At 71.9% G+C, this 8,583-nt stretch carries 7 protein-coding genes and 1 pseudogene; 1 reads left to right on the forward strand and 7 read right to left on the reverse strand.

Features of this window, described 5'->3' with window-relative positions; genetic code table 11:
• The 3 genes and pseudogenes from D7V93_RS30810 to D7V93_RS30820 all read right to left on the reverse strand — a co-directional run.
• A pseudogene (locus D7V93_RS30810) lies at positions 1–331 on the reverse strand (hypothetical protein); the annotation flags it as partial.
• Between the two features lie 193 nt (positions 332–524).
• Positions 525–2,117, reverse strand: coding sequence for a sensor histidine kinase (locus D7V93_RS30815; RefSeq protein WP_244237616.1), 1,593 nt, complete (start codon positions 2,115–2,117; stop codon positions 525–527).
• A gap of 178 nt (positions 2,118–2,295) precedes the next feature.
• The gene (locus tag D7V93_RS30820) at positions 2,296–5,148 is read right to left on the reverse strand and encodes an energy transducer TonB (RefSeq protein WP_120646790.1); all 2,853 of its coding nucleotides are present in this window, start codon (positions 5,146–5,148) and stop codon (positions 2,296–2,298) included.
• 575 nt (positions 5,149–5,723) lie between these two features.
• Here D7V93_RS30820 and D7V93_RS30825 point away from each other — a divergent pair.
• Positions 5,724–6,149, forward strand: coding sequence for a hypothetical protein (locus D7V93_RS30825; protein WP_120646785.1), 426 nt, complete (start codon positions 5,724–5,726; stop codon positions 6,147–6,149).
• Here the strand turns inward: D7V93_RS30825 and D7V93_RS30830 are convergent.
• The 4 genes from D7V93_RS30830 to D7V93_RS45300 all read right to left on the reverse strand — a co-directional run.
• The gene (locus D7V93_RS30830; protein ID WP_244237617.1) at positions 6,146–6,559 is read right to left on the reverse strand and encodes a helix-turn-helix transcriptional regulator; all 414 of its coding nucleotides are present in this window, start codon (positions 6,557–6,559) and stop codon (positions 6,146–6,148) included. The two genes, D7V93_RS30825 and D7V93_RS30830, sit on opposite strands and share 4 nt — an antisense overlap.
• Positions 6,560–6,842: 283 nt before the next feature.
• Entirely contained in the window at positions 6,843–7,451 is a 609-nt protein-coding gene (locus D7V93_RS30835) for a putative glycolipid-binding domain-containing protein (RefSeq protein WP_120646787.1), read from the reverse strand.
• A gap of 16 nt (positions 7,452–7,467) precedes the next feature.
• Positions 7,468–8,292: an eCIS core domain-containing protein gene (locus D7V93_RS30840; protein WP_244237618.1), complete on the reverse strand. Its 825-nt coding sequence runs from the start codon at positions 8,290–8,292 to the stop codon at positions 7,468–7,470.
• Positions 8,252–8,583: hypothetical protein (locus tag D7V93_RS45300; RefSeq protein WP_158623900.1), on the reverse strand; the 332-nt coding region annotated here is incomplete at its 5' end. The genes D7V93_RS30840 and D7V93_RS45300, both read right to left, overlap by 41 nt.

An 8,583-nucleotide genomic window follows, 5' to 3' on the forward strand; every position in this document is an offset into this window, starting at 1 on the left:
ACTGCACCACGTAGCGCATCACCATGTCCGAGGCCGAGGGATTCGCCGTGAACCAGGTGCTGAACCCGTTCGTCGACAGGCCATTTGTCGACAAGCCATTTGTCGACAAGCCATTTGTCGACAAGCCATTTGTCGACAGGCCGTTGGTGGAGAGTCCGTTCGTGGAGAGCCCGTTCGTGGAGAGCAGCGCATTGGAAGCACTGCCCAGGACGTCGGCCTGATCATCCGCCGTCAGCGGGGCGCCACAACCCACCAGCGCGGCGGCGAGCGACAGGGACAGCATCCAGCGAGCAGAACGCAGCGAAGGGGGGCGGGGGGGATTGAGATGCATGGGGACTGCCTCCACGTGGTGGCCGCACGAGCCGCACGGCCTCGACAACCGGTAAACGTGATCCCACGAGGCGAGCAGCTGCCCTACCCTCGCGTCCCATCCCCTTCGGTCCTTCGCCCAACGCGCGTTGCGTGCGGCGGCGGACGCTCACCCATTCACCGCCCGACCGTGAACGCTCACCCCTCCCGAAAGCTCAGGCCGTCCGCGTGCGGCTCCGGGACGCCCGCACCTTCGCCTTCGGACGCGGGGGCCTGGGCAACTTCACCGTGAACGTCGTGCCCTCCTTCTGGGACGACGCCACTTCCACCGTCCCGCCGTGCGCCTGGACGATCTCCTTCACGATGAACAACCCCAGCCCCAGTCCCGCGTTGCGCCGGCCCTGCGCCCGCTCGCCCTCGCCCTGGCGGAACGGATCAAACAGCCGCTCGCGCAGCTCCTCCGGGATGGGCGTGCCGGGGTTCTGCACCTCCACCACCTGGTGCTCCCCCTTCGCCCAGCAGCGCAGGAACACCGGCGCCTCCGGCGTGCCGTGCTCCAGCGCGTTGCCCACCAGGTTGCTCAAGACCTGCGCCAGCCGCTCCGCGTCCCACTCGCCTTCGGCCTTGCCATCCACATCCACCGCGATGGCCCGCTCCGGGTACGCCGCCGACAGCTCGTCCACCACCTGCTGACACACCACGCCCAGGTCCGTGGGCCCCTTGCGCAGCGGGATGCCGCCGGCGAGCCGCGCGCGCGTCAAGTCCAGCAGGTCCGCGATCATGTTCCCCATGCGCGCCGCCGAGGCCTCGATGCGCTGCGCATGCTGCCGGTGCTGCTCCAGCGTGCACTCCAGCGGCCCGCGCCGCTTCTGCGCCCGCGCCGACAGCATGATGGCATTGAGGGGGTTTCGCAGGTCGTGGCCGAGGATGCCGATGAAGCGCTCGCGGAAGCGCGCCTCCTCCACCATCGACGCCAGCTCGCGCGTGCGCTCGGTGACGTCCATCATGGAGCCGATCATCCGCACCGGCCGCCCCTCGTCGTCGCGCGCCAGCACGCCCCGGTCCAGCACGTGCGCCCAGCTGCCGTCCGCGCGCTGGAAGCGGTACTCGTCCTTCCACACGTCGCCCGTGGACGCGACGAACTCCACCAGCCGGTCCACCACCCGCTCGCGGTCGTCGTCGTGCACGCGCGCGCCCCACCAGCCCAGCTGGTGATCCAACACCGCCGTGGCGTGGCCGAACGCGTCCCCCGTGCCCGGGTCCCACCGCACGCGGTCCGTGCCGAAGTGCCAGTCCCACAGCACGTCGTGCGTGGCCCGCGTCGCCAGCCGGTAGCGCTCCTCCGCCTCGCGCAGCGCGCTCACCGTCTGCTCCGTGCGCGCCAGCGCCTCCTCCACCTCGCGCCGGGCGTTGCGCTCCCGGATGGCCTGCTGCGCGTCCGACGCGCGGCTCTCGTCGCGCGGCAAGAGCCACAGCGCCAGCCCCTCGCCGTGGCGCACCACCACGAACTGCCGGCCCGCCACGTCCCCCGGCACCTGGCCCACGTGCGGCACGCCGCGCAGCAACACCCGCACGCACGCCCCCACGTCGAACAGCACCACGCCCTCCAGCGCCCACAACGACAGGTGCCGGCCCAGTTCCAGGGAACGCACCCAGCCCTCGGCCGGGACGTTCATGGACGTCCACCGGAAGTCGAGCACGTCGCCCGTCTCCCCAAACAGGGGCTCGAAGAAGATGCAGGGCGTCTCGTTGTCGGCGGGCAATTCCCACGCCGAGGCCGAACCCGGCCCCCAGGACAAACCCATCATCGTACTCCCCCCGACGCTTCGGGCTTTCCTCCACCCTCGGCGACGGTGCCGGGCAGGCAGGAAAAACCCGCGTCTCCTGTAATACTGACACAACTGCACGAAAGTGAATCGGCCCTGGAGGGCAGATCGCACGAAAATCTGCTCAGCCCTGAGCACTCCCCCTGGACCGGGGGACGGTTCAATACCGGCCCTTGACCCCGATGATCGGCAGGGCGATGGGCAGCCCCACGGCACTTTTCGTCAGGGGTCGCCGGGAGACACCGCCGCCCTCGTACTCGAAGCCCAGCGTCTCCTGGTTGAGGGTGACGTTGAGCATGTCCAGGTAGGCCTCCAGGGTGAAGGTCTCGTAGGCCCAGGCCTTGGACAGACGCACGTCGAAGCGGAAGAAGGGCGGGAGCCTGTCCACCGCGTCCCTGTCCACCTGCACCCAGGCGGGGCGGCCATCGCTGTCGGTGCCCTCGCGGTGCGTCTGGCTGCCCAGGGTGCCGTACTCGGGGCGGCCGGTGTTGAAGTGCAGCACGCCGCCCAGGGTGATGTTGTTGGAGAACTTGTGGCTGACCACCAGGTTGAGGATGTGCGTCTGGTCGAAGGCGAAGGGCAGGTCGTCCTGTGCCTCGGAGATGGCCCTCCCGGTGGAGTCGTAGCGGTAGAACGTGGTGCGCCGCGTGCTGCGCTGCAGGCTGTAGGAGAGCCAGCCGAACCAGTTGTTCCCCAGCGGGTAGCGCACGAGCAATTCCAACCCATACGCCAGCCCATGGCTGGTGAAGTCCGGCAGGTCCCAGTCGTCGCGGCTGACCGGGGGCTCGTCCACGTCGATCTGCCGCGCGCGCACCTGGCGGAAGCCGTTGCGGGTGACGGTGCCCTCCCCTGGCGGAACGGGCGGCACGTCGGGCTCGCCACCGTTGCCGCCGCCGTCCAGGTCATTGCCCAGGCCCTCGTCGGAGAAGGGCGTCAGCTCGATGGTGCGCAGCATGGGGTTCACGTAGAGTTCCAGCCCCACCTCCCACTTGCTGAAGGCCTTCCACTCGGCGCCCACGGACAGCTGCACGCCCTCCTGGAGGCCCAACAACAGGCTGCCCACGTCCACCACCGGCAGGCTGATGAGGGTGGTGGGCGGCTGGTGGAAGACGCCCGCGCCGCCCTTGAGCGTCACGGTGTCGGTGAGCTTGTGGCGCACCGTGAGGCGCGGCTCGATGACCTTGTGGTCGAACCCGCCGGACAGGTGGTAGCTGTCCAGGCGCAGGCCGGGCACCACCGTCCACCGGTCATCGGGCGTCCACACGCCTTCCGCGTACGCGCCGGCGAAGGTGGCCAGCGCCACGGGCGCGTGAATGGTGTCCTCCTCCACCTCCTCGCCGTTCTCCACGGAGAGCAGGTCCACGATGGCGCGCTTGTGGTCCACGTCCGCGCCCGTGCGCAGCAAGAGCCGCTCCGTCAGCGGCACCGTGTAGCCCAGGCGCGCGGACAGCGTGCTCTGGTCGATATGGATTTCATTGCCGTTGTCCGGCCCGCGCGACACCACGGCGAAGCGGTCCAGGCCCCACGTGCCGCCCACCTCGAACTCGCCCTTGCCCAGCGGGTGGCGGCCTCTCAGGTCCACGCGGTGGAAGATGATGGATTGCAGCGCGGTGTCGCCCTCTTCGTCCTGGGCCTCGGAGCCGAAGGTGTCGGACGAGCCAAAGGCAAACAGCCGCAGCTTGCCCTGGCCCACGTCCTGCTCCACGCGGCCCTGGTAGTCCCAGAAGTCGAGCACCACCTTGGGATTGGTGCGCCCCGGCGGCGCCGGGTCCTGGAGGCTGTTGGCCGCGAGCGCGATGATCCACGGCGTATAGGAATAGCGGCCCGCGAGGCTAACGTTGGTGCCAGTGGACTTGAAGGGCGTTTCAATGAAGAAGCCCGCGTTGATGAAGTCCGCGTAGGCGCTGCCGTGCACCCGGTCATCGTGAGGCCGGGACAGCCGCCCTTCGATGGCGCCGCCCATCAGCCGGCCGTACTGCGGCGGCGGTGAGCCCGGATAGAAGTCGATGGCGTCGATGAAGTCCGGGTGGATGACCGCGGGCCCCAGGAACAGGTGGAAGAGGATGGGGACGCGGATGCCGTCCAGGAAGTAGCCCGTGGACGCGGGCTGGCTGCCGCGCACCACCGGGTACGCCACGCCGGACAGCATGCTGCCCACGCCCGGCAGCAGCATGACGACGCGGAACGGGTCGCCCATGGTGCCGGGCACTTCGCGCAGCTCCGCGTCGTGCAGCGTGACGCGGCTGACCTCGGTGCGCTCGCGGTCGCCTCGCACCACCGTCTCGTAGGGATTGAGGACCAGCGGTTCCAGGCCGTAGACGACCTCCAGCGACTCGGTGCCCTTCAAGGCCTCGCGGTACAGGCCGGGCTTGTGGCCCGCGGCGAACACGCGCACCGCCTGCCCGCCGGTGGGGAAGCGCGCCTCGAAGCGGCCGTGCTCGTCCGTCTGCACGGGGAAGTCCGGCGCGGCGTCCGACACCAGCGTCGCGCCGATGAGCGGCTGGCGGTTGCCCTTGGCGCGCACCAGGCCCTTGAGCGTGACGGGCCCCCGCGGCTCGGTGCCTCCGGGGCCTGGCGTGCCGCCGTCCGCGGCGGTGGCCACCGGCACGGGCACCTCGAAGCGGTACTCGAAGAACAGGCGCACCGCGACGGGCTTGCCCTCCATCAACGCCGGGGAGAAGCCCAGCGACGGCGCCGCGTGCAGCGCGGCCTCGTTGAGCAGCGGGTGCACGCCCTCCACCAGCGTGGCGGTGTCCACCTCGCCCGCCTCGTCCACCAGCAGCTCCAGCTTCACCGTGCCCGCCACGCCCTGGCCCACGAGCAGCGGCGGGTACGGCGCCGGGGAGTCCCGCACCAGCGCTGGCGGCACGAACGCGGCCAGCACCGGCCCGCCGTCAGGGGAAGCGCCGGCCTCCACCGCCCAGCCCGCGTCGGTGCGCTGGAGGTCCGCCTCCGCGGCGACGGGGCCCGCGTCTCCCACGGGGTCCTGCCCTTCCGTCCACGGCGCGTCCATTCCCGAAGGGCTGGCGCCGGGCGTCAGGTTCTCCTCGGTGACGGGCAGGCCCGCGTCCGGGAGCGTGTCACCCAGGCGCTCACTGCCGGGACGAGGCCCGGGCGACTCCGCGCGCGCGGGAGGTGACAGCGGCAGCAGCAGGGCCAACACCAGCGCCATCCAGCCGATGCGCCAGGGGGTGCTCCTGTTTCCTACGGTCATGGGCGATGGAGGTCGTCGTGCAAAGCGGATCCCGGCCAGCGCCCATGAGGCCAGGGGATGTGCGCCCTGACAAGCGCCGCCCCGTGGTGCGTTCGGACCCACCGTCCCCGGGGGGTGCCGCACCCCCGCATCCTTTCCTCTGTCGGACACTTGGGCCCCGGGCCCCGTCGCGCCGTGGATGCCCCTCCCCGCCTCCGGGACGGGACGCACCATTTTGGCGCCATCCCCAGCTTCCTTGAGTTCGCCCGTTTCCCGTTCCCGGACTCCATGAAACGCCCCCGTCCTCCCAGGCCGCCGCCGTGCGTCGCGTCCTGGGAGCGGGGGACCTGGAGGGTCGGGGTGTCGCGCGCCCGTGGTGCCTCGGAGTCCCGGCCATGATTCCCCCGCCGTCCCTGCGCTATCTCCCCCACGGTGTGCTGGCGTCCCTCCTGCTGGGGCTGGTGCTGATGCCGCTCCTGTTCCCCCCGTCGCTCGCGCGGGCGGGGAACGACGGGCCGGACACGTTCATCGACGAGGGGCCCCCGGGCGCCACGCCCTCCCGCGAGGCCACCTTCGTCTTCAACGCCACGACGCTGAAGCCCGTGTTCTGGTGCTCGCTGGACGGCAGCCTCTTCATCCCCTGCGAGGCCCGCTGGCGCGTGAAGGACCTGTCCGTGGGCGAGCACACCGTGGACGTGTACGCGGTGGACGTGAACACCGCGCACCGGGACCCCACCCCCTCCGGCTGGGTGTGGCGGGTGACGGAGCGCGAACCGGACGCGGGCACCGCCCGGGTGCCGGCGGCGCGCGGAAGTCGCTAGCGGCGCGTCGGCAGGATGGCGCTGGCCACCAGGCTCATCAGCTTCAGCTGGGGGCGCGGCAGCCGGCGCAGGCTGCGCAGCAGGCGGCGCATCTCCGGCAGGTCGTCCTTGTCCGTGGAGTCCTCTTCCCACAGCCCCGCGCCCGCCGCCGCCGCCAGGGCCAGCCCCAGCGACGCGTCCGCGGACAGCTGCAGCGCCAGGCACAGCCGGAACAGCGTGGGGACGCTGGGCATCATCTTGCCCCGCTCCAGCCGGCCATACACTTCCGACGCGATGCCGACGCGATCCGCCACGTCCGCCTGTGTCAGCCCGGCCCGCAGCCGCGCGGCCCGGGCCGAGGCGCCCACGCTGACCGCCAGCTTGCGCTCCAACTGCCGCCGCGACAGCGCGGCGGCGGACGCGGGCGCCACGGGGCGCTTCTTCCGGGCGCGGCCGGATGCGATGGGACCTCGGGGGTGGGTTTTCACCACATCAACCTTGCACGTGACGTCCGGTGGGGCGGCCCAGGCTCGCGACCCCTCTGCCTCCGGAACGGTTCGCGGGGCGTTATAACCCGGCACGTCACCCGGGCCCATCCCTATATGACAGGTAGTCCCGCAATCCCCTGTCCCGCCAGCCCACATGGACCGACATGGGGGCCCGGGCGGGTTTGGGAGGATTGTCCGCGTTCAGGGCCGGGGGTTGCGCGCGGGCTCACCCTTCGGAGGTGGCCACGCGCTCCCACCCGGACGGGTAGTGCGTGACGAGCCCGTGGGCGTCGGTGTCCACCTCCGCCACGAAGGAGCCGCCCGCGCTCTCGTAGCGGAAGAGCGACGTGGACAGCCGGGTGTAGCGCTGCTCCAGCCGCTCCAGGGACAGGTCCGGCAGGCGCACCCACGCGGCCGTGACATCCCGGGCCTGCCCCACCTCCAGCCCCAGCCGGCGGATGGGCAGGGTGTTGGTGGAGGGGGTGACGCTCAGGTCCACGTCCACGCACCCGCGCAGCTCCGGCAGCTCGCGCCCGTCGCGCCACCAGCGCTGGTGGTCATCCACCTGGAGCACCAGCGTGCGCCGGGTGCCGCCCTGGTGCAGCACGAGCCGCGCCTCGCGCGTGTGCCAGTCCGGGTCGCACGCCACGGTGTAGCGCACGAGCAGCGGCAGCCCCTCGCTCACGAGCACCGCGGTGCCGGTGAGCAGCGGGCCCGCGGCGGACTCCCACAGCTCGCAGTGCTCGGTGCCGGGGGACTCCAGGCGGCGCCACGTCACGGCCTGGAGGCAGCGGCCCTCGGGGGTGCCTCCGGGCATGGAGGCGGGCGGCGTCATCGCGCGGCCCTCCGGCTCACGGCGCGCCCCGCCCCGCGTAGAGGCTGTCCAGCGCCTCGTCCAGCAGGCACAGGGCGGCGTCGCTCCACCCGCGCAGCCGCTGCTGGGGGGTGGGCCTGCCCACATGGGGGATGAGCTGCGCGTCGGCGGCGTCCTCGATGAACTGGGCCTGCTGCTCCGCGTTCAGCTCCGCCCAGCGGCGGTGCGCGCCCACCGCCTTGCGCCAGTCGTACCCGTCGCCCAGGTATTGGGCAGCCAGGGCACCGCTCAGGTAGCCCGTGCCGCCGTGCTGGTGCTGCCACACGTGGGTGAGCTCATGCACCAGCAGCCGGAAGCCCACCGCGCCGTAGCCCGGGGGCACGAAGAGGATGTCGCCGTGGGCGAACGCGCGGCCCGGCAGCCCCAGCAGGCCCAGGGCGCCCTCCTTCACGCGCACGCAGTGGAAGTCCACGCTGTCGCCGAAGATGGGCTTGAGCCGGGCCACCTCCGCGTCCGTCAGCCGGCGGCCCACCGGCTCCAGGCCGGACACCACCTGCACGGCGCTGAGCACGCGCCCGCCCAGCATCAGCACCAGGTCCACGGGCACCTGCGCCACGCGGAACAGGCCGCGCTTGAGCTGCGGCAGGCCCTCGCGCGAGCGCCCCGTCGCACAGCGCGCCATGCCGCCCGCGAGCAGCACCAGCGCCACGTACGCGCTGCGCGCCGCGCCCGCGGACGCCCCGGCGATGCCGGTGAACAGCCCGTGCCCCGCGTCCGCGACCCGCTCCGTCAGCGGCGCGAGCCGGGTGTCACGGACAGCCTCACGGACAGCCTGTCGATTCAGCGAGGTGGGAGACCCCAAGGACCTGCTCCAGGAGCGATCGCAGCTCACCGGAGCGCCAGGGCCGGCCGAGTGCGAAGTGGGTATGGCTGGAGGCCCGGAAGGTGGCGCTCGCTTCGGGGCGGAAACCGGAGGACAGGAGGATGCGCGGACCGCTGAAGCCCCGGTCCACCAGACGGCAGAGGAAATCACTCACGACGCGGCGATCCGCGTCCAGGTCCAGCACCAGCCCGTCCACCGTCACGCCCGGGTCCATCATGTCCAGCCGCCGGTCCGCCGACGTCGCCCCCAGCGCCGCCACCACCCGACACC

This window comes from Corallococcus llansteffanensis, from assembly GCF_003612055.1.
Classification (GTDB): domain Bacteria; phylum Myxococcota; class Myxococcia; order Myxococcales; family Myxococcaceae; genus Corallococcus; species Corallococcus llansteffanensis.

Excerpts from the sequence above, each read along its gene's own strand:
- D7V93_RS30815 (WP_244237616.1), bottom strand. The coding sequence starts at position 2,117 with ATGATGGGTTTGTCCTGGGGGCCGGGTTCGGCCTCGGCGTGGGAATTG.
- D7V93_RS30820 (WP_120646790.1), bottom strand. The coding sequence starts at position 5,148 with ATGGACGCGCCGTGGACGGAAGGGCAGGACCCCGTGGGAGACGCGGGC.
- D7V93_RS30825 (WP_120646785.1), top strand. The coding sequence starts at position 5,724 with ATGATTCCCCCGCCGTCCCTGCGCTATCTCCCCCACGGTGTGCTGGCG.
- D7V93_RS30835 (WP_120646787.1), bottom strand. The coding sequence starts at position 7,451 with ATGACGCCGCCCGCCTCCATGCCCGGAGGCACCCCCGAGGGCCGCTGC.